Raw genomic sequence first — 21,158 nt, forward strand, 5'->3', positions numbered from 1 at the left:
CCCACCATGACACAACTTGCAGCCCCTGCGGCACCGGCCGCCGCAATCAGCCCGCGTGAAATCAAACGCCGGGAACAGATTCTCGACGCCGCCACAAAGCTTTTCGCCGAATATGGTTACGCCGATACCGACACGCAGCTCTTAGCCGACCGGCTGCGCGTCGGCAAGGGAACGCTTTACCGGTATTTCGCCAGCAAGCGCGATCTGTTCCTCGCCGCGGCCGACCGCGGCATGCGGCAGCTTTGCCAATACATCGACGATGCGATCGCGCCGATCCAGGATCCGCCCGAACGCATTGCCCAGGTGGTCCGCTCTTACCTGACGTTTTTCGCGGAGCACCCGGAACTTTGCGAACTGCTGATTCACGAGCGGGCACTGTTCAAAGACCGCAAGAAGCCCACTTATATGGAGTACCGCGAGGCGAACCGCGAACGCCTGCGAATGCTCTATCGTTCGTATATCAGCGAGGGGCAAATCCGCGACATGTCGGTCGACCGCATTCTGGACGTGCTCGGCGACCTGCTGTACGGCACGATGTTCACCAACTATTTTTCCGGCCGGCAGCGGTCGGTCGAGGAACAGACCCGCGACATTCTCGACGTCGTGTTTCACGGCATTCTCAGCGACGTTGGCCGCAGCCGCCGACCGCCCGAACCTAAAGATCCAATTGGAGTGACAACGTGAAAAGGCCAGCCATTTTGGATTTTGGATTTTGGATTTTCGATTCCAACAATCCAAAATCCAAAATCCAAAATCCAAAATTGCACCTCATTGCAGTCCTTTTTGCTGCTGCGCTCTGCACCACGGTTGTCGCCGGTTGCAGCCAAGGCAGCGCCGCGCCGCCCCAAATGGCGCTCAAGCCGCCGGAAGTCGATGTCTGCATGCCGGTGTATCAAGAGATCACCGATTTCGAAGATTTCACCGGCCAGACCGAGGCGGTGAAGACAATCGATATTCGTGCCCGCGTCACGGGTTATCTGAAGGCGACCCACTTCAAGCACGGCGCCGAGGTGAAAAAAGGCGATCTGCTGTTCGAGATCGATCCGCCGTATTACGAGGCCGAACACGCCCGCACCGAAGGGGTCGCGGCCCAGGCGGAAGCACGCCTCAAACGCCTCAAGCTCGATTACGCTCGCGCCGAGGAGAACTATTCCACGCGCGTGATCACCAAGGCGGAGTTCGACCAGTGGTCGGGCGATCTGGCCGAGGCCGAGGCCAACCTGAAAGCGGCCAAAGCTTCCCTGAAGATCGCCACGGTGAATCTTGGTTATTGCACGATCCGGGCGCCGATCGACGGCCGTTTGAGCCGTCCCGCGATCAGCGACGGCAATCTGGTCAAGGCCGACGACACAATGCTCACCACGATCGTCGCACAGGATCCGATTTGGGTTTATTTCGATATCGACGAGCGCACCATGCTGCGATTGCGGCGCGTGGCGCCGTCGGGTTACAGCGACACGGCGGGCGAGGCGGACTTGCCGATGTTGATCGGCCTGGCCGATGAGGGCGAAGACTACCCGCACGAAGGTAAGCTCAACTTCGAAGACAACCGCCTCGATCCAAGCACCGGCACGTTGCGGGTCCGCGGCGAGTTTTCCAACGCCGACCGGCTGTTGAGGCCCGGCCTGTTCGTGCGCGTGCGCCTGCCGATCGGCCAGCCGTATCAAGCGTTGCTGGTGCCCGAACAGGCCGTCGGCACCGACCAGGGCCAGAAATTCATATACGTGGTCAACAGCGACAACAAGGTCACGTACCGCCGTGTGAAGGTCGGCAAGCTGCGCGAAGGTCTGCGCGTCATCGCGGACGGCATTACGTCCGGCGAGCGAATTGTGACCACCGGCGTGCAGCGCGTGCAGCCGGGCATGACGGTCGAGGCCAAGCTGGTGCAGGCGGAGACGGACAGCAAGCAATGATCTCGCGGTTCTTCATCGATCGCCCGATCTTCGCCGCCGTGCTGTCCATCGCGATTACGTTGGCCGGCGGGGTGGCGGTGTTTACACTGCCGGTGGCCCAGTTCCCGCAGGTCTCGCCACCGACCGTTTCGGTCATGTGCAACTATCCGGGCGCCAGCGCCAAAGACGTGGCCGCCGCCGTGGCCGCCCCCATCGAGCAGTTCGTCAACGGCGTCGAAGGCATGATGTATATGTCGTCGAACTCCACGAACGACGGCCAATACAGCCTGAACGTGACGTTTCACCATGGCATCGACGTGAACATGGCGCTGGTGCTCGTGCAGAATCGCGTGGCCCTGGCTACGCAATTGCTGCCCGACGTCATCAAGCAGACCGGAGTAACCTGTCGCAAGCAGTCGCCCGATATCTTAATGGGCATTGCGTTGTATTCGCCCGACCACCGCTATGACCAGCTATATGTCAGCAACTACGCCGTCATGCAGGTGAAAGATGAACTGGCGCGGCTGGACGGTGTGGCCGATGTGTTCGTATTCGGGCAACGCGACTACAGCATGCGGATCTGGGTGAATCCTGAAGAGCTTTCCGCTCGAGGCTTGACGGCTTCCGACGTGGCCGGGGCCATCCGCGAGCAGAACATGCCGGTCGCCACAGGGTCGGTCGGCCAACAGCCCGCCCCCGACAAGCAAGTGACTCAGGTCAGTCTGAACACGCTGGGCCGGCTACGAGAGGTGGAGCAATTTGAGGACGTGATTCTCAAGGCCACGCCCGAGGGCCGCATCACCCGGCTAAAAGATGTCGCTCGCGTGGAGCTGGGAGCCAAGAGCCGCGACGTCAACGTGAGCATGGACAACCAGCCCACGGTGTTTCTGGCGATCTTTCAGATGCCCGACGCCAACGCGCTCGACACGCACGACCGTGTCATGGCCAAGGTTCAAGAGCTGAGCGAGAGGTTTCCGGAAGGACTTGCTTATGACGTCGGTTTCACGACGGTTCCCTACACGCGCGAGAGTATTCGGGAAGTATTTAACACGCTTCGCGACGCCATCGTGCTGGTGGCATTTGTCGTCCTTCTTTTCTTGCAGAATTGGCGGTCGGCGATTATTCCACTGGTGGCGGTGCCGGTGGCGATCATCGGCACGTTCGCCGTGATGGCGGCCATGGGGTTCAGCTTGAACAACCTGACGCTGTTCGGTCTGGTGCTGGCCATCGGCATCGTGGTGGATGACGCCATCGTAGTGGTCGAGGCGGTCGAGCATCACATTGACCTGGGATTGTCTCCGCGTGAAGCCACCCTCAAGGCGATGCAACAGGTTTCCGGGCCGGTGATTGCCGTGGGACTGGTGCTCAGCGCGGTATTTGTGCCGTGCGCGTTCATTACGGGCATTACAGGACAGTTTTTCCGGCAATTTGCCATGACGATTGCCGTCTCGACGGTCATCTCGGCGTTCAACTCGCTAACGCTCAGTCCGGCGTTGACGGCGATCCTGCTGCGGCCACGCGACAAGGCCAACGCATTGCCCCTTCCCTGGGCCGCATTCCCACTGATTGGCGGCGTGATTGGCTGGATCGTTTATGCGGCGTTCGGCGAAGGTCTGTTGGGGCGTTTCGGCGGCGATTTCAGTGAGCGGCTAGGGGCTCTCTCGCCTTGGGCGGCGCCGGTCGCCGCCGCCTTTATCGGCATGACGGCAAGCGCGGCAATGGGGCCGTGGCTGAATCGAATGCTGGCGGCCACGTTTCGTGGCTTTGATCGCGGGTTTCGCGTGGCGACGAACTTTTACGTGCGAGTCGCCGGCGGCTTGCTCCGCACCAGCGCCATCGTTCTGGTGCTCTATGGCGGCTTGCTCTTGCTGACGTGGTGGCGATTTAATGTTACACCCAAAGGATTTATTCCCACGCAGGACATGGGATACCTGCTGGTCAGCGTGCAATTGCCCGACGCCGCATCGCTGGAGCGCACGCAGGCGGTGATGGACCACCTGGTGAAAATCGGCACGGCTCATCCAGGCATCAAGCACTGTTCGGGCATTGCCGGCCAGTCGTTCATTTTAAACGCGGCGGCCTCGAATTTCGGCTCGATGTTCGTCAACCTGCGGGAGTACCATCTGCGGCGCTCACCAGCGATGTCGAGCGGGGCCATCATGGCCTATTTGCAGGAAGAGGCCGCCAAAATCAAAGAAGCCAATATCATGATCCTTCCTCCTCCGCCGATTCGCGGCGTGGGGCGCGCGGGTGGATTCATGCTGATGGTCGAAGACCGTGGCGACGTCGGTCCGGTGGGTCTGCAACAAGCGACGGACGGCCTGATCGCAGTCGCCAGCCAGACGCCCGGCATCATGCGCCCCATGAGCTCTTTTCGGGCCAATGTACCGCAGGTGCGTATTTCGCCCGACCCGCGGCAGTGCATGATACGGCATGTGTCGCTGCAGGATTTTGCCGACACGTTGCGCATCTTTCAGGGATCACTTTATGTGAACGATTTCAACAAGTTCGGTCGCACTTGGCAGGTGATCGTGCAGGCCGACCCAAAGTTTCGCCAGTCGATCGAAGAACTGCCTCGACTTAAGGTCCGCAACAGCGAAGGCGTGATGGTGCCGGTCGGATCCTTGGCTTCGGTTCACGAAGTCAACGGCCCTCTCTTGTTGACGCGATACAACATGTATGCCGCAGCATCGGTCAACGGTGCGGCGGCTCCCGGCACGAGCTCCAACCAGGCCATGCAAATGATGGAGCGATTGGCCAACGAGCACCTGCCCCGCAACATGAGGTTCGAATGGACCGACATGTCGTACCTGGAGCTTTTGGCGGGCAACAAGGCGACGGTGCTCTTCGGGTTCGCCGTGGTGATGGTCTTTCTGGTGCTGGCCGCACAATACGAGAGCTGGTCGCTGCCGTTGGCCGTGATTCTGGTCGTACCCATGTGCTTGCTGTGTGGTTTGGTGGGAGTGAGCATCATGCAGATGGACGTCAATATTTTCACGCGCGTCGGATTTGTCGTCTTGGTGGGCCTGGCCAGCAAAAATGCCGTTCTGATTATCGAGTTCGCCCGGCAGCAACGAATGGCGGGAGTTTCGCGCCGAGAGGCAACGCTCGAAGCCTGCCGGCTGCGGTTGCGTCCGATCGTGATGACGTCGTTCGCGTTCATCCTTGGCGTCGTGCCGATGATCATCGCTCACGGGGCGGGAGCGGAGATGCGAAAGGCGTTGGGCGTACCGGTGTTCGCCGGCATGCTCGGCGTCACGGCGTTCGGGCTTGTGCTCACGCCGGTGTTCTTTTATGTCATCGACTGGCTGGGCGAATCGCACTTGCTGCACGCCGCCTGGCTGCGAAAGGTCAACGGCTGGATTCTTGGTGCGCTGAGTCTGCGGCCCGCGCGGCAGCTTGGACGACAGCTCGTGCGCTACGTCGTGGCGGTCGGCCCTAAGCAAGCCAAGCCAGCGCCTGCGCCTACCGAGGAGCCGATCCATGTCGTTTCGCCCGACACGGTTGTCGCCATGACCGAGGAGACGGTGGAGGCCCCCGTCGTGGTCCACGAGATCCATCAACATCGGCCCAAGCGCCGCCCGGCACTATTAAGGAAATCACAGTAGGGTGGGACCAGCGAGCTTGCGAGCGCCGGCGCTCCCAAGGGTTCAGGGTTCAGGGTTCAGAAATACTTACAATTGACTTTTGCCTGACGCCTGACGCCTGACGCCTGACGATGGTGGGCCGGCGCTCGCAAGCTCGCTGGCCCCACCCTACAACTTCCCAATCCAAAATCGAAAATCCAAAATCCAAAATCCCCCAGTGTTTTCCCGCTTCTTCATCCACCGCCCGATCTTCGCCTCGGTGATGTCGATCATGATCACGCTGGCGGGCGGCGTTGCGCTGTTCGCACTGCCGATCGCCCAGTATCCCGACATTACGCCGCCAACCGTCGAAATCTCCGCCGTCTATCCCGGCGCCAACGCGCAGGTGGTGGCCGACACCGTGGCCGCGCCCATCGAGCAGCAGGTGAACGGCGTCGAGCGGATGCTCTATATGTCGTCGCAGTGCACCAACGACGGCACGTATACCTGCACGGTGACGTTCAAGCACGGCGTCGACCTGAACATGGCCCAGGTGCTGGTGCAAAACCGCGTCGCCCTGGCCCAACCAATCTTGCCCAGCCTGGTGCAGCGGCGCGGCGTGGTGGTCAAGAAAAAATCGCCCAGCGTACTGATGATCGTCAACTTGTTTTCGCCCGACAAGTCGCGCGACAACCTCTACCTGAGCAACTACGCCACCATCCAGCTCAAAGACGAGCTGTCGCGGCTCAACGGCGTGGGCGACATCACCTACATCGGCCAGCGCGACTACAGCATGCGGCTCTGGCTCGACCCCGACAAAATGGCCTACCGCGGCCTGACCACCGCCGACGTGGTGCGGACCATCGAGCAGCAGAACACGCAGGTCGCCGCCGGACAAATCGGCCAGCCGCCGATCGACAGCGGCCAGGTCTATCAGTTCACCATGAGCACCATGGGCCGGCTGGTCGAAGTCGAGCAGTTCGGCGACATGATCCTCAAGACCGACCCGCAAGGCCGCTTCGTGCGGCTGCGCGACGTGGCCAATATCGAGTTGGGGGCTTTGGTCTACAACCAGACCTGCACGCTCGACGGGCAGCCGTCGGTGGCGCTCTCCATTTATCAGTTGCCCGGCTCGAACGCCTTGGACGTGGCCCAGCAGGTGCGCGAGAAAATGTCGGAGTTGAAACTCCGTTTTCCCGACGGCGTCGATTACGCGATCGTCTACGACACCACGCCCTTCATCGAAGAATCGATCAACGAGGTCTTCAAGACGCTCCGCGACGCCGTGGCCCTCGTGGCCATCGTCGTGCTGCTCTTCTTGCAGAACTGGCGTTCGGCCATCATTCCGTTGGTGGCGGTGCCGGTGGCGGTGGTCGGCACGTTCGCGGTGATGGCCGGCATGGGGTTCAGTCTGAACAACCTGACGCTCTTCGGACTGGTGTTGGCCATCGGCATCGTGGTCGACGACGCGATCGTGGTGGTCGAAGCGGTCGAGCACCACATCGAGCACGGGCTTTCGCCACGCGACGCCACGCTCAAGGCGATGGAGCAGGTCTCCGGGCCGGTGATCGCCGTCGGCCTGGTGCTCAGCGCCGTGTTCATCCCCTGCGCTTTCATCAGCGGCATCACCGGGCAGTTTTTTCGGCAGTTCGCTCTGACGATCGCCGTATCGACGCTCATCTCGGCCTTCAACTCGCTGACGCTCAGCCCCGCGCTCACGGCCCTGCTGCTGCGGCCGCGCGAGAAGGGTGCGGCGCCGCCTTTGCCGCAATGGACGTTTCCTTTGGCCGGCGGCTGGATCGGCTGGACGCTGCTCAGTCCGTGGTTGGCGCGCCAGCTCGACGCCTGGTCGCCGCACATCCTGACTCAGTTGCAGGCCGCTGGAAGCTGGGCCGTGCCGGCGCTCGCGGCGGTACTGCTGGGCGGCATCGGACTGGTGGCCGGCGGTTGGCTGAATGCCGTGCTCGGTTGGACCTTTCGCACGTTCAACCGCGGCTTCAATCTCGCGACCGACGTTTATACCCGGCTGGTCGGTGGACTCCTGCGAATCAGCCTGCTCGTGCTGCTCGTGTACGGCGGACTGGTCGGTTTGACCTACCAGAGCTTTGTGATCGCTCCCAAGGGCTTCATCCCCTCGCAGGACAAGGGCTATCTGCTGGTCAACGTGCAGTTGCCCGATTCGTCGTCGGTGCAGCGCACGCAGCAGACGATGCAGCAAATCGAAAAGATCGCCGCCAAGGTGCCTGGCATCCATCACACCGTGGCGATCGCCGGGCAATCGATTTTGTTGAACGCCAACGCGCCTAACTTCGGGGCGATGTATGTGATGCTCGACGAGTTTCACCATCGCGTCCAAGAGGGCCTCACGGGCGACGCCGTCGCGGCCGAACTTCAGCGCAAGCTGCAAAACGCCGTGAAAGACGGGCTGATCAACGTCTTTGCCGCGCCGCCGGTGGACGGACTGGGCACGGCGGGCGGCTTCAAGATTGTGATCGAAGACCGCGGCGATTCCGGCGCGGAGACGCTGCAAGGCATCTCGGAGAAAGTCGTGGCCGCCGGCAACCAATCGCCCGATCTACAAGACCTGTTTTGCAGCTTCCGGGCGAACAGTCCTTGGCTTTATCTCGACATCGACCGCTCGGCCGCCAAGCGGATGGGGCTGAACATGGCCGACGTGTTCAACACGCTGCAGGTCTATCTCGGTTCGCTGTACGTGAACGACTTCAACCGCTTCGGCCGCACCTGGCAGGTGAACGTGCAGGCGGCGGCCGAGTTCCGCAACCAGATCGAGGACCTGAAGAAGCTGAAAATTCGCAACAGCGAGAACAAAATGGTGCCGCTGGCGGCGATCAGCGACGTCTACGAACAGACAGGGCCGACGATGATCACGCGCTACAATCTCTATCGTTCGGCTCCGATCAACGGCAGTCCGGCGCCGGGCGTCAGCTCCGGACAGGCGCTGGAAGAGATGGAGCACGTGGCACGGGCCGACCTGCCGCGCTCGATGCGGGCCGAATGGACGGAACTGGGCCTGCTGCAGCTTCAAACCGGCAACACGGCCATGCTGGTCTTCCTGCTGGCCGTGGTGCTGGTGTTTTTGGTGTTGGCGGCACAATACGAGAGTTGGGCGTTGCCGTTGGCGGTGATTCTGGTGGTGCCGATGTGCCTGTTGTGCTCCGTGGCGGCGGTGCTGATCGCGAAGCTCGACGTGAACATTTTCACGCAGATCGGCTTTGTGGTGTTGATCGGCCTGGCCTGCAAGAACGCGATTCTGATCGTCGAATTCGCCAAGGCCCAGCGCGAGAGCGGCGTGCCGCGCCGCGAGGCGACATTGGCCGCCTGCAAGCTGCGGTTGCGGCCGATCGTGATGACCTCGTTGGCGTTTATCTTGGGCGTGGTGCCGCTGATGATTTCTGAAGGTGCTGGCGCCGAGATGCGTCGCACGTTAGGCACGGCGGTGTTTGGCGGCATGCTCGGCGTGACGATTTTCGGCATCTTCCTCACGCCGGTGTTTTACTACGTCATCCAATGGTTCGCCGACCGACGGCGGCCGGCGTCGGTCGTGGACGGTGTCTGATCCCGCACGGCGGCTGTGGTACAATAGAACGACAGGGGTTCCTCGTTCAGGAACGTTGCCGTGCCAGTGATAGCTTTGGATCTACCTGATGCCGCCCTTTCGGCCTTGCGCCGGTCACCCGAGGAATTTGCGCGCGAGATGCGATTGGCGGCGGCGATCCATTGGTACGCACGGGGCATCATTTCTCAAGAGAAGGCCAGCCAAATCGCGGGTCTCAGCCGGACGGAATTCTTGCTCGCGCTCGCGCGTGAGCAGGTTCCGACGTTCCACGTCGATTTTGACCAGTTACAAGAGGAACTTCGCCGTGGGTGAACCTGCGGTTGCAAACGCGTCACCCCTGATTCTATTTGCTCGCGCCAATTGCTTTGAGCTACTCCAACTTCCCAGCGGCGAGATTATTGTGCCCGCAGCGGTTGAGGAAGAGCTTCGGCAGGGAAGCAGCCACGACAGTACCGTTGAAGCGATCGCCCGCTCGCCCTGGATTAGAGTTGTCGCGGATCCAGTCATTCCTGCCACCATTCAAGCATGGGATTTGGGGCCGGGCGAATCCGCCGTGTTGGCTTGGGCATTAGGGCACCCTGGTTGCGAAGCCATTCTCGACGACCTCGCGGCCCGACGATGCGCAGCCGCGCTCGGCGCGTCAGTCCGTGGCACACTGGGAATCGTGCTGCTGGCGAAACAGCGCGGAGTCATCGGTCAGGCGCGTCCGGTTGTCGAGCGCTTGCTCCAATCGGGCATGTACTTGTCTGACAATGTGGTAAAACGAGCGCTGGCCCTCGTGGGAGAATAGCGGACGTGGCTGAGGATGATTTTGCGAAATTGCTCGTTGACGGTTTGAAGCCACGCCTCAAGCCCCACAAAATCGAGCGGAAGCGGGCGCTCTTATATGACCTTTCCTTCGATCATCGCGGATCGGTTGCTACGTCATCCAATGGTTCGCCGACCGGCGGAGGCCGGTGTCGGTCGTGGATAGTGACACCATTTGACGATCTGTAAAGCGAATCTGTAGGGAACGGACTCCGTGCCGTTCCGTGAAGTGCCAAGCGACGCTTTTTGCGAGTTCACGGAACGGCACAGAGCACGTTCCCTCGATTTTGACCAGTTACTCGAGGAACTTCGCCGTGGGTGAACCTGTGGTTGCAAACGCCTCACCGCTGATTCTGCTTGCTCATGCACGCGACACGTTTGTCGCGTCTCGGCCAGCGCCTCGCCCGCGGCCGCGACGTGGGCAACCACCGCGGCGGCCGACGAGATCGTCCATCGGTGACTGAAATTGGCGGCCCATACCAGCAGCGCCGCAGATCAAAAGCGACATGCGCATGTCGCTTTCTTACAAGTCGCGTGGTCGCCGAGACGCGGCTCGTCGCCCGCGCGCAAAACAAAAGCGCCGTGCGCGCGGCGCTTTCTTATAAGACCGCGGCCGCGACAATCCGATCGCCGCCGCGCACCGTCGTCGCAAATGCTTACACCGTAGTCAGTTGCGGCTTAACGATGCCCTGGCCTTTGGCATCCGGCAGACGCCGCTTCTTCGCCACGCGTGTTCCACGCGGCTTCCGGCGGTGCGGCGGAGCGCGTATCCTGGCGCTTTCTGGAAATGCCCCTCCTCATCGCGCCGCTTTCCCGCACAATGCCTGAACCTGTGTCGCTAGATTGCCCATCGGCGAGCGCATCCGCCCCCTCGGATCGAGCGTTGGCGGAAGCCATCGATCGCATCGCGGCGCGGCTGCGGCGCGGCGAGCGCGTCGACATCGAACGCGAGCTCGCCCAAAACCCCGACTGCGCCGACGGGCTGCGCCTGCTCCTGCCGACGCTCGAAGCCCTGGTCGTGGTGCGGTCAAACGAAGGTTCAGGGGGCCCGGCGGGCGCCCCGGTCCAGGGTTCAGGAGAGGGTTCAGGCACCCAGAGGGCACCCGGGGTTCAGGGTTCAGAGGAGAGCAATGGAGCCTCAATCCAAAATCCAAAATCCAAAATCCAAAATCAGTTGGGCGATTTCGAACTTCTTCGTGAGGTGGGCCGCGGCGGCATGGGCATCGTTTATGAAGCCCGGCAGGTTTCGCTGGCGCGGCGCGTGGCGGTGAAAGTGCTGCCGGCCGCCAGCTTGCTCGACGCCCGACAGTTGCAACGGTTCCAAAATGAGGCCCGTGCGGCGGCGCAATTGAGTCATCCCCATATCGTCGACGTCATTTCGTTTGGCTGCGACGCCGGGGTGCATTATTTCGCGATGCGGTTTGTGGAGGGGCGGACGCTGGCGGAGGTCATTGCGGACGAGGGTTCAGGGTTCAGGGTTCAGGGTTCAGGAAGCGAGAATGCCGAAGGCCCAAGTGCCGCGCCCACCGCGGCCCCATTCTGTAGGGAACGCCCTCCGTGGCGTTCCGTGGTGCGGAGATGGATGACCCGCCCGTTTACCGCGGAACGTCACGGAGGGCGTTCCCTACAGATCGAGAATCCAAAATCCAAAATCCAAAATCGGCAATCCGCGGAGTGGATCGCCCAGGCGGCCGAGGCGCTGGAGCACGCGCACGCCTCGGGCGTGGTGCATCGCGACGTCAAGCCCTCGAATTTGCTGGTCGACGGCGACGGCAAGTTATGGGTCACCGATTTCGGCGTGGCCCGTTTCGGCGACGACGCCGGGCTGACGTTCACCGGCGACCTGTTGGGCACGCTGCGTTACATGAGTCCCGAACAGGCGCTCGGGCGGCTGGCGTCCATCGGCCCGCGCAGCGACGTCTATTCCTTGGGCGCTACACTGTATGAGCTGCTGGCCTCGCGGCCCGTGTTCGACGGCGAAGATCGCGGCGAACTTTTGCGGCAGGTGGCGTTCGAGCGGCCGCCGGCCTTGCGAACGCTCGACCCGCGGCTGCCCCGCGACCTGGCAACCATCGCCCACAAGGCGCTGGAAAAATCGCCGGACGATCGCTATGCCACAGCCGGGGAGATGGCCGCCGATTTGCGCCGCTTTTTGCGCGGCGAACCGGTCCGTGCCAAACCGCCCACGTTGGCCCAGCGCGCAACGAAGTGGTGCCTCCGTCATCGACGCTTGGTCGCGGGGGCGGCAATGCTGCTGCTCTTGGTCGTGGCCGGGCTTGCCGCCAGCACGCTCTTGATTGCTCGTTCGCGCGACGAGGCGGTGGCGGCGCAAAAAATCGCCGAAGAGCGCGACCGCGAAAACCGCCGTATGCTTTCCGTCATCGAAACCGGCCTGGCGATGCAAGCCTATCAGCAAGGCGACCTGAATCGGGCCAAGGAGCTGCTTGACCGGCAAGTGGAGGATGGGCTTCCCAGCCCGTCTCGTCAGACAGGTGACGGCCTAGGAAGGCCATCCTCCCAAGAGGAACGAGAGCAGAGCGCCTTCGCCCCAATCGAAAATCCAAAATCCAAAATCCAAAATCCGCAAGACGATTTCCGCGGCTTCGCCTGGCATTGGCTGCGACAGGCCATCGACGCCCGCTGCCCCGAACTCAAATCGTTTGACAATCAAGCGGGCGAGGTCTACGAGGTCGATTATTCGCCCGACGGTACGCTGCTGGCCGCCGCCTGCGACCGCCGTATCATCATCCACGACGCCCATACCGGTGAAATCCGCCACGACATCGACGCGCACGAATCCGGCGTCACCTCACTCGACTTCTCGCCCGACGGCGCATTGCTCGCCAGCGTCAGCTACGACGATCGCGTGCGGCTCTGGCACGTGGCGACGGGCAAGCTGGCCGCCGACCTCGGCGCGCATGACTGTGATGCCGCCAGCGTGGCCTTCTCGCCCGACGGCCGCCGGCTCGCCACGGGCGACGACCGCGGCCTGGTGATTATCTGGGACGTGGTCAATCGGCGCGAACAAAAGCGCCTGGAAAGACATGGCGGCAAAATCGATTCGCTGGCCTTCGCCCCCGATGGCCGGCTGGTCGTCATTTCCGGCGATTGGTACCTCACCACTTGGGACGTCGACGCGCCGCAAGCCCTGTGGCGAGTCAAGGCCCCGCACACTTCCTTTATTCCGCTCGCGATTTCGCCCGACATGAAGACGGCAGCCACGGGCGATCATGGCGGAATTGTCGGCCTTTGGAGCATGACCGACGGCGCGCCGCTGGGCAGCATGGGGCTGCGGTTACGCGTGCTGCAGGGGCTGGCATTTTCGCCTGATAGTCGGCTTCTGGCATCCGGCGGACAGGACAACACCGCCCAGCTTTGGGACGTTGGCCGGCAAATTTTTCTGGGCCAAACGCCGCCGCACCGCGACCGCGTGTGGAGCGTGGCTTTCTCGCCCGACGGCGAAGTGCTCGCCACCGGCAGCCGGGATGGCACCGTCAAACTGTGGGACGTGTACGCGGGGCGCACGCCGCGGCGGTTGGCCACTGCGGAACCGGTCGTGCAACTGGCGTTTTCCCCCTCGGGGCACGAGTTGGCGGTTGCCAGCGGCGCCGACATCTGGCGGTGGCCGCGCGGCGCCGCCCGAGCGAAGCCCCGCGCTTCTCAGCGATGGCCGGCGTCGCCGGTGATCGCATGGCGGGGCGAGTCGCTCGTCATCCGGGACGAACAGGGGAGCTTATGGCTCGATCAAGATGACGGCACGAGCAACCCGTGGATCCGTCCGCACGGCGCGCTGGCGCATCAGCTTGTAGTCTCGCCGGACGGGCATTGGCTGGCGGTGCGTGACGGCGCCGGCGGAATTGAGATCTGGGACGCGGCCCGCGCCGAGCTGCGGGCAAAACTTGGTGGATCGAACGCCACGCCCTGCTTTTCCGCGGACGGTCAAAGCCTGATCGCGGGACGCGAGCGCCGGCTTTTGCGGTGGAACATGCCACGGCTCGACGCGGCGGAGGATTTTTTCCAGCTTTCGCAGGACGTTTATTACGTCGCCTACTCGCCGGACGGGCAAACCTTGGCTCTGGGCTACGACGACGCGCGGCTGGAACTGGCTGACGTGGCCACAGGGCGGCGGACGCCCTTGGTGGGTCATTCTTTGGGAGTGACCTGCGCCGCTTTTTCGCCCGACGGCGGCACCCTGGCGAGCGGCAGTTTCGACGGCACGCTGCGGCTCTGGAGTGTGGCGACGGGCCAGGAATACTACACGCTCGAGCGTCGGCCGAACGGCGATTTCCGCACCGTCGTTTTCTCGTCCGACGGCCGCTCGTTGGCCGCGTCGGGCCGCGACGGCGCCGGCGGCCGCGTCAGCCTCTGGGAAGTAAAGTAGCAGGCACGCTCCGTGTGCCGTCGCCTTCCGCCGCCGCCTTTTGGTGTTGCGCTCCTGACCGTGGGCTTGCACCGGAGCTTGATGATTACCACCTGATCTTCGAGCTCCGCGAGCGCCGGCATGAGACGCTCTTTACGGACCAGCTCGCAATGCATATTCTGGAGTTGTCGAAATTCAACAAGGCGTTTGAGTCATTGAGGCGGGCGCCATGTCCGGGCCTTCGACGCGCTGGTGGGGCGGCACGCGGCGGTAGGATGGGCATCGACAAACAACGAGGTCTGCGATGAGCGTTGAAATTCCGTCGGATCTGGTGCCTTTTGTGCATTCCGTGATCGCCAGCGGACGCTGCGGAAGCGAGGGCGAAGTTGTGAGTGAGGCACTGCGATTGCTCGAAGCGGTCGATCGCCGTCGCGGGCAATTGCGCGCCGACGTGTTGGAAGGCATCAACTCCGGCGAGTCGGTTCCGCGGGCGGAGGTGGACCGGCAACTCAAAGAGTGGTCGGCGCGGCTCACCGCCGAAAAGGCCGCAGCCAAGGGATGAGCGCCGCCGAGTATTCGCCGAAGGCGCTGGACGATCTGAAGTCGATATTCGTGGCTTACTACAGGCAGGCTTCCAACGGCATCCGCGTCGAGCGGGTCTTGCACGCGGCACGCGACACCGAAGCGTTCTACGAGTGATCGGGCTCAGAGAGATTGCCGAGGCGACCTCCCTCGGTCTCTGGTAGAAGCCAACGAAGAAAACCTCTCTTCGTTTCCTTCGTTCGCTTCTGTTCGCTTCTTTGTGTGCGTCGGCGGTGCCAACGCAGGTCGGCCGTCATCCGTGCCCATCCGAGCAATCCGTGGTCAATTGTATGCGCGCAGCACCAACCGCCGGCCTCGCTCGGCCGTTTTCTTTTCCGTCCATCGTAGCCGCTCGCCGCCCAAACGCAAGGAATTTTTCTCTCTGAACCAATTTTTTGTGACCGAGGCCCCGCGTTTTACGGAACACCTAATAGAGAGACCGCGGCCCGGCGGGGGTACGCCGCCTGCCAAGGCAGCGGTCAGCATCCGATTGAGAAACCGCCGAAAGAACCGCGATCAAGTGGCCTCCCGACGATTTGCCGACCCGGCCCTGTTCCCTGTGCCCTACTCCGCCATGGTCGCGGCCCGCGAGATCGATCGCGTCGCGCTCGACCTGATTCGTCGCGGGCGGGTGTTTTTCAACGTCTCGGGCGCTGGGTGCGAAGCCACCGCCTGTCTGGCGCGTCACCTTCGGTCCGGTGATTGGCTGCAGGCCCAGTACCGCGACAAGGCCCTGCTCTTGGCTTGCGGTGTGCCGGTCGAAGAGTGCTTGGCCAGGTTCTTTTGCCCGGCCGGTCCGCACGGCGACGGGCCAGCGCTGACGGTCCACTTTTTGGCACCCGGCCTGAACGTGCTCGGCGGGCCCGGCCCGGCCGGCAACCAAGCTTTGCGGGCCGTTGACATCGCCGCCTCGCTTGCCCGCGGCGGCAACGCGATCGTCGTCTGTTCGATGGCAGGCGACGGCAAGCTGCCGGAAGGCGACTTTCAGAAAGCCTGCGCCAAAGCCGTCGGCGCCCGCCTGCCCGTTTTATTCCTGATCGCGGAATGCGGCCCCGACGAGTTTTATGGCCTGCCGGTTCTGCGCGTTGATGCGGCCGACGTGCTGGCGGTCGACGTGCTGTTGGGCGGAGTTGTGGAGCGCATCCGGGCCGACCGCTCGCCGGCGATCGTCGCGCTCGACGTGCCGCGCGTGGTGGGTTTGAACGGCCCCGAGCGGGAGCGGCATTGCGAGCTGCGCGAAGCGGCCGGGGCGCCGCCTGCCGCCGACCCGCTTCGCCGCTCGGAAGACTACCTGATGGAGTGCGGCACGGGCCTTGGCGAGCTGAGGCGAATCCGCGCTGAAATCGCCACCGACGTGGAGGCCGCCGCGGGGCGCGCCCTCGCTCGCCGCGACGGGCCCGCGCCGCAATGAGCTGTCGAGCAGGTGAGCCGGCTAGGTCATATGCCACCAGCTTTAGCTGGTGGTTTCCGCCCATCACTCAGCCCCTGTCTGAGCCGGCTTTAGCCGGGCTTCTCGACCGCTGGCGCGTGGCCATGACGCACACGGGCAAGTGGATGGGAATGCCACCGACCGGCCGGCGCGTCGCGGCCCACGGTTCAACCTGGATTCGCATCGCCGACGGCATTTTCGTCGAGGGCTGGGATTATTGGGAGCAGCAACGGGCCGCCGACGCCGTCCGCAGCCGGCGCAAACCGCCGAAGAGGCGGTAAGTCAGGCTTCCAGCCCGATGCGCGTCACGCCGGAGCGGACCTTGGCCGGGCAACGGCTGGCACTTCTGGGCGCGTGGCGGCCAAGCGATGCGCTGGCGCAAGGCGCATCGGCGAATGGTATAATAACAACATGGCAAGAAAAGCCGCTCCTCCCTGGCGCATTACGCGTACCGCCATCGCCAAGCTGGCGCGGCAGATCGCGGAACGCTTCCACCCCGACAGCATCATTCTGTTCGGCTCCCATGCTTACGGCGAGCCGGACGACGACAGCGATGTGGATCTGCTCGTGATCATGCCGGCCAAGAACATGGTCAACCAGGCCGCCAAGATTCGTTTGGCCCTCGATTACGATTTTCCGTTGGATCTCATCGTGCGCACGCCGGAGTACCTTGAGGAGCGCTTGCGAATGGATGATTGGTTCGTACGCGAAATCCTCAGCCGGGGAAAAGTCCTGTATGAAAAAGGCTTTGCCGTTGATTATCGTTATCCCGGCATGCACGCCTCGGCACGTCAAGCGCGCTCCGCCCTTCGCTGGGCCGCGGGCCTCCGCGCAGAGACGCGCCGGCTGCTTGGTCTGCGCCCGCGTAGACCGTGACAAATCGGGCTCGCCGACTGATTTGGTGCCGAGATTCGCCGACGCACGGAAGCCACCCGCTGCGCGTTCACCGACGTTGACATCCGCATGGAGCAGCTCACCGTCCAAGGCGATTGGGTCTTCAGCCGCTGGCGCGTGGCCATGACGCACACGGGCGAGTGGATGGGAAACAAGCCGACGCACCAGCGTCTGGAGGTCCGCGGCTCGACTTGGATCCGCGTTGAGAACGGCCTTCTCGTGGAGGGCTGGGACTATTGGGAGCAGCAGCAGGCCACCGACGCCGTCCGCGGACGGCGCCAGAAAAACGCTCGGCGCACTCGACGTGCCGCGCGTCGCGGGTCCGAATGCCCCCGAGCGGCAGCGGCATCGCGAGCTGCGCGAAGCGGCCGGGGCGCCGACGGCCGACCCGCTTCGCCGCTCGGAAGACTACCTGATGGAGTGCGGCACGGGCCTTGGCGAGCTGCGGCGAATCCGCGCGGAAATCGCCGCCGACGTGGAAGCCGCCGCGGCGCGTGCCCTCGCTCGCCGCGACGGCAAGAACGTGTAGAGAACGGACTTCGACTCGACCCCATCGAGCTTGCCTCGATGGCCTTGGCGACTTCATCGCGCCACTCTTCTAGCTCTCCCTCGTGCTCACCATCCGCGCGAGGCGGATGGGGGCGGCACCGAGTAACCCCGCCCTACGCCGCATTTCGCTCCACGAACGGCGATGACGCATTGCACCCACTTCTCCGCGGGGCTCAATTCGTCCGCCCTCTGCGCGCAGCCCCAACCGCCGGGCCCGCTCGGTCGTTTTCTTTTCCGCCCAGCATAACCGCTCGGCGGCCAAACGCAAGGAATTTTTCTCTCCGAACCAAATTTTTGTGACCGAGGCCCCGCGCTTTACGGAACACCTAATAGAGAGACCGCCCGTGCGGCGGCGGTCTGCGCGCGCCAGCGTCGGCGCGGCATCAGAACCAGTGACGAACAACGTTGGGGGAACCAAGTGATGGCCAGGCGCCAAAGACTGGGTCGGCAAGGCGTGATGTGGGGCGGCAAAAGGCGAGCGCGGAAAGAGGGCGCGCGAGCGGGCTGGCAATCGCGGCTTGCCGCGCGGCTGGAGTGGCTCGAGCGCCGCGACCTGCTCACGGCTACGGATTTCTCGGCGACGCTGTTGAAAGATATCAATACGTCGGCCGCGTCCTCCACACCCTTCGGGTCTGGAGATGTGATTTCGAGTGGATCGGGAAATGAGTTCGTCACGATCGGCAACGAAGTTTACTTCGCGGCGCGAGACCAGGCGCATGGCACCGAGCTCTTTAAGACCGACGGCGTCACCACGACGCTGGTCAAGGACATCGTGCCCGGCGCGCAGTCGTCCGACCCCACAAACTTGACCAACGTCGATGGAACCTTGTACTTCACCGTGACCAGTCCTTCCGGCGCGGAATCGTTGTGGTCCAGCGACGGCACCGATGCCGACACGCGGCTCGTTGGATCGCTGCCAGGCGCCACGTACGTATCCCAGTTGACGGCGGTGGATAACAAGCTGTTTTTCGTCACCTACAATAATTTTGGCGGCTCGGAGCTTTGGGTCAGCGACGGCACCGCACCGGCGCCGTTGTATGCATTCAACAGTGGGCAAACGGTCTCGAGTCTCGTGAGCGTCAATGACGAGTTGTACTTCGCGTTTAACCAAGGCGGCAGTTCGCCGGTCGGCAAATTGGGCTTCAGTGACGGGAGCGCCCCACACACGACCTTTGTTTCGGGGACGAGTTTTTCGTCCATCGGCCAGTTGGAAACAGTCACCACGACTGGCGCGAGCGGCAGCAGCCAAACGTTGTTCTTCGCAGCAGACGACGCGGCGAACGGCAATTCCTTGTGGCGGTACGACGGAGCCTCGTTTGCCACCGTGGTGAAGGCTCAGCCGAACACGGTCATCGACTTGACTGCGGTCGCGGGATCGTTGTACTTCGTTTCCGGCGCCAGTAACGACCTATTTTGGTTGGCATCCCCAGGCATCAGCGCCCAACATGTCACCGCCAACGTGTACCAAGTGGTGAACGCGAACGGGACGCTCTTTTTCACAGAAACCTCCTCGCCAGAGTTGTTCGCCATTCTGCAGGCCGGCACCCCGGCGGCCAGCGCGCCCGTCGACCAAAAGACGTTCTGGACACTCTTCGGCCTCAACCCGAGCGATATTCTGAACCAGGAGATGTTCTTCCCGGGGCCGAGTGGTGGGCTATACCGCGCCGATGGCTCGCCCGCGGACGTCGCGCCGCTGACGACCTCGGACCCGACGCCAAAAACAGTCTACCAACCGTACTCCTCGGGTGCGGCGGCGGTTAACGGCAAACTGCTTTTTTTTGCGACGACGAACGCGTCGCTCGACGGCGCGCAGCTCTGGGAATCAGATGGAACGACCACCACACAATTGCCGGCTATCAATACCGGCACCGAGGGCTCGACTCCCTATTTTTCTGAGCCGTACCTCTTCAGCCCGTCGACGCTTCCCTCGGCGGTCAACGTCGGCGGCGTGATCTATTTCGCCGCCAACAGCGGCTCGAGCGGTGCCGTCGGCGGATATGACCTTTATGTCACGAACGGGACGCAGGCGGGTACCAGCCCCGTGGCGTCTTCGGTGATACCGAGTTCGCTTCCCGCGGGTCTGACCCAGCTCATGTGGAACATGAACGGCCATCTGGTCTATGTCGACAACTCGAAAAACGACAGCTTGTCGACCGTCAACCCCGAGGGAACGATCTCGCCTCTTTTGGGCGGCGTCGGCCAGGTGAGTGCCGTGACTCAGGTTGGCGCGACTTGGTATTTTATTGCCACGCCAAGCGGTGGACAGCCGAAACTTTACGCCACTGACGGCACGCCCACCGGGACCAAGCTCGTCTCGGGCACCAATGCGCCCGCCAACGTTTTTGCCGCAGGCCTTGCGACGCTGGGCGATAGCAAGACCGTCTATTTCCTCGCGGCGGCGCCGTCCGCACCTGCCGATTCGGAAGTTTTTGCCTACAACGGCAGCACCGCCACGCCCATCAGAGACGTGGGAGGGAGTTTAATGGGTTTTACAGGGACAGCTCTCACCAGCTCCGGCGCAAATCTTATTGTGACGCCGACCCTATTCGGCACGCCGACGCTGTGGATCAGTAACGGGTCGTCGGCGGGAACGCAGCAAATAAGTTTCGGCAGTGCTGCGCCGCCCGACATGATTCTAACAACAATTCTACCAGTCAATGGGGGTTATGTCTTCGATGGATTCACCTTTGACTCCTCTGGCTATCATTTCGAGCTATGGAAGATCGATACCACAACCTCGCCGCCCACGGCGTCCGTTCTATCGTCGCTTGGCCTCAGCGGCAGTGGCGCCGTCTACTTGGACGACTTCGAGCAGGCAGGCGCCTTTGTAACTTTTAACGCGATTACCAGTGCTGGTACTCAGTTGTGGACAACCGACGGCACCGCGGCCGACACAGTCCCGCTTGACAGCTTCAGTTCGGAGTCCGGCTCCGCGCCCAGCGACTTTACGCCGTTCAACGGGAAGCTTTACTTCGTGGCCGACGACGGTATGCATGGCAGCCAGCTCTGGGCCACCAACGGTACGGCGGCCGGCACGGCCGCCATTACGGACGTCAGCCCGAACGAGAGCACTGGCGGCTTCAATCCTTCAAACCTGGCGGTGATCGGCAGCCAGCTCTTCATGTCCGGCAACGACGGCGTTCACGGCGACGAACCTTGGCTGAGCGATGGCAGCGGCGGCGGCACGACGCTCGCGGTCGATATCGCGCCGGGCGCCGGCGGATCAGGGCCCAGCGGTTTCACCGCACTCGGCAACGGGCAGATCTTTCTCCGCGCCGACGACGGCACCGACGGCTCAGAGCCCTTTGTTCTGATGCCGCTGCCGCCTCAGGCCCTGGTGGCCAGCGCGGTGCTAGGCTTCACCGAAACCGCCGGAGCCACCTTCACCCACGCGGTGGCGACCTTCACCGATCCGAACGGGGCCGCGGCGCTTTCCGACTATTCGGCTACGGTCGATTGGGGAGATGGCCAGACCGACAGCAACGCCGCGATCAGCGGGCCC

General features: G+C 63.0%; 14 protein-coding genes. All 14 read left to right on the forward strand.

Annotated elements, in window-relative coordinates:
* The first annotated feature begins 6 nt into the window (after window positions 1-6).
* Window positions 7-684, forward strand: coding sequence for a TetR/AcrR family transcriptional regulator (locus tag VNH11_03180; protein HVA45367.1), 678 nt, complete (start codon window positions 7-9; stop codon window positions 682-684).
* The gene (locus tag VNH11_03185; GenBank protein ID HVA45368.1) at window positions 681-1,913 is read left to right on the forward strand and encodes an efflux RND transporter periplasmic adaptor subunit; all 1,233 of its coding nucleotides are present in this window, start codon (window positions 681-683) and stop codon (window positions 1,911-1,913) included. Before VNH11_03180 ends, VNH11_03185 begins: the two co-directional genes overlap by 4 nt.
* Window positions 1,910-5,500 (forward strand): efflux RND transporter permease subunit, encoded by a 3,591-nt coding sequence (locus tag VNH11_03190; GenBank protein ID HVA45369.1) that lies wholly within the window; start codon window positions 1,910-1,912, stop codon window positions 5,498-5,500. Before VNH11_03185 ends, VNH11_03190 begins: the two co-directional genes overlap by 4 nt.
* A gap of 196 nt (window positions 5,501-5,696) precedes the next feature.
* Entirely contained in the window at window positions 5,697-9,035 is a 3,339-nt protein-coding gene (locus VNH11_03195) for an efflux RND transporter permease subunit (GenBank protein HVA45370.1), read from the forward strand.
* A gap of 66 nt (window positions 9,036-9,101) precedes the next feature.
* The gene (locus VNH11_03200; protein ID HVA45371.1) at window positions 9,102-9,347 is read left to right on the forward strand and encodes a UPF0175 family protein; all 246 of its coding nucleotides are present in this window, start codon (window positions 9,102-9,104) and stop codon (window positions 9,345-9,347) included.
* Window positions 9,340-9,825, forward strand: a complete 486-nt coding sequence (locus VNH11_03205; protein HVA45372.1) for a DUF3368 domain-containing protein — start codon at window positions 9,340-9,342, stop codon at window positions 9,823-9,825. Before VNH11_03200 ends, VNH11_03205 begins: the two co-directional genes overlap by 8 nt.
* A 900-nt stretch (window positions 9,826-10,725) precedes the next feature.
* A complete protein-coding gene (locus VNH11_03210) occupies window positions 10,726-14,223 on the forward strand; it encodes a serine/threonine-protein kinase (protein ID HVA45373.1) in 3,498 nt (1,165 codons plus the stop codon).
* A 283-nt stretch (window positions 14,224-14,506) separates the two neighbouring features.
* Window positions 14,507-14,764, forward strand: a complete 258-nt coding sequence (locus tag VNH11_03215; protein HVA45374.1) for a type II toxin-antitoxin system ParD family antitoxin — start codon at window positions 14,507-14,509, stop codon at window positions 14,762-14,764.
* On the forward strand, window positions 14,761-14,901 hold the full coding sequence (locus VNH11_03220) for a hypothetical protein (protein ID HVA45375.1): 141 nt from the start codon (window positions 14,761-14,763) through the stop codon (window positions 14,899-14,901). Before VNH11_03215 ends, VNH11_03220 begins: the two co-directional genes overlap by 4 nt.
* 403 nt (window positions 14,902-15,304) lie before the next feature.
* Window positions 15,305-16,195: a thiamine pyrophosphate-dependent enzyme gene (locus VNH11_03225; GenBank protein ID HVA45376.1), complete on the forward strand. Its 891-nt coding sequence runs from the start codon at window positions 15,305-15,307 to the stop codon at window positions 16,193-16,195.
* Window positions 16,192-16,494 (forward strand): ester cyclase, encoded by a 303-nt coding sequence (locus VNH11_03230; protein HVA45377.1) that lies wholly within the window; start codon window positions 16,192-16,194, stop codon window positions 16,492-16,494. The genes VNH11_03225 and VNH11_03230 overlap by 4 nt, the downstream gene beginning before the upstream one ends.
* A 73-nt stretch (window positions 16,495-16,567) precedes the next feature.
* Window positions 16,568-17,089 carry a nucleotidyltransferase domain-containing protein gene (locus VNH11_03235; GenBank protein HVA45378.1) on the forward strand — a complete coding sequence of 174 codons (522 nt, stop codon included), beginning with the start codon at window positions 16,568-16,570 and terminating at the stop codon, window positions 17,087-17,089.
* Between the two features lie 322 nt (window positions 17,090-17,411).
* A complete protein-coding gene (locus VNH11_03240; protein ID HVA45379.1) occupies window positions 17,412-17,636 on the forward strand; it encodes a hypothetical protein in 225 nt (74 codons plus the stop codon).
* 441 nt (window positions 17,637-18,077) lie between these two features.
* Window positions 18,078-21,158: hypothetical protein (locus tag VNH11_03245; protein HVA45380.1), on the forward strand; the 3,081-nt coding region annotated here is incomplete at its 3' end.

It is taken from the genome of Pirellulales bacterium, from assembly GCA_035533075.1.
In the GTDB taxonomy this organism is placed as follows: Bacteria; Planctomycetota; Planctomycetia; order Pirellulales; family JAICIG01; genus DASSFG01.

What these genes read in the sequence shown, in the direction of transcription:
- VNH11_03180 (HVA45367.1), top strand. Translation starts at nt 7, where the DNA reads ATGACACAACTTGCAGCCCCTGCGGCACCGGCCGCCGCAATCAGCCCG.
- VNH11_03190 (HVA45369.1), top strand. Translation starts at nt 1,910, where the DNA reads ATGATCTCGCGGTTCTTCATCGATCGCCCGATCTTCGCCGCCGTGCTG.
- VNH11_03215 (HVA45374.1), top strand. Translation starts at nt 14,507, where the DNA reads ATGAGCGTTGAAATTCCGTCGGATCTGGTGCCTTTTGTGCATTCCGTG.
- VNH11_03220 (HVA45375.1), top strand. Translation starts at nt 14,761, where the DNA reads ATGAGCGCCGCCGAGTATTCGCCGAAGGCGCTGGACGATCTGAAGTCG.
- VNH11_03230 (HVA45377.1), top strand. Translation starts at nt 16,192, where the DNA reads ATGAGCTGTCGAGCAGGTGAGCCGGCTAGGTCATATGCCACCAGCTTT.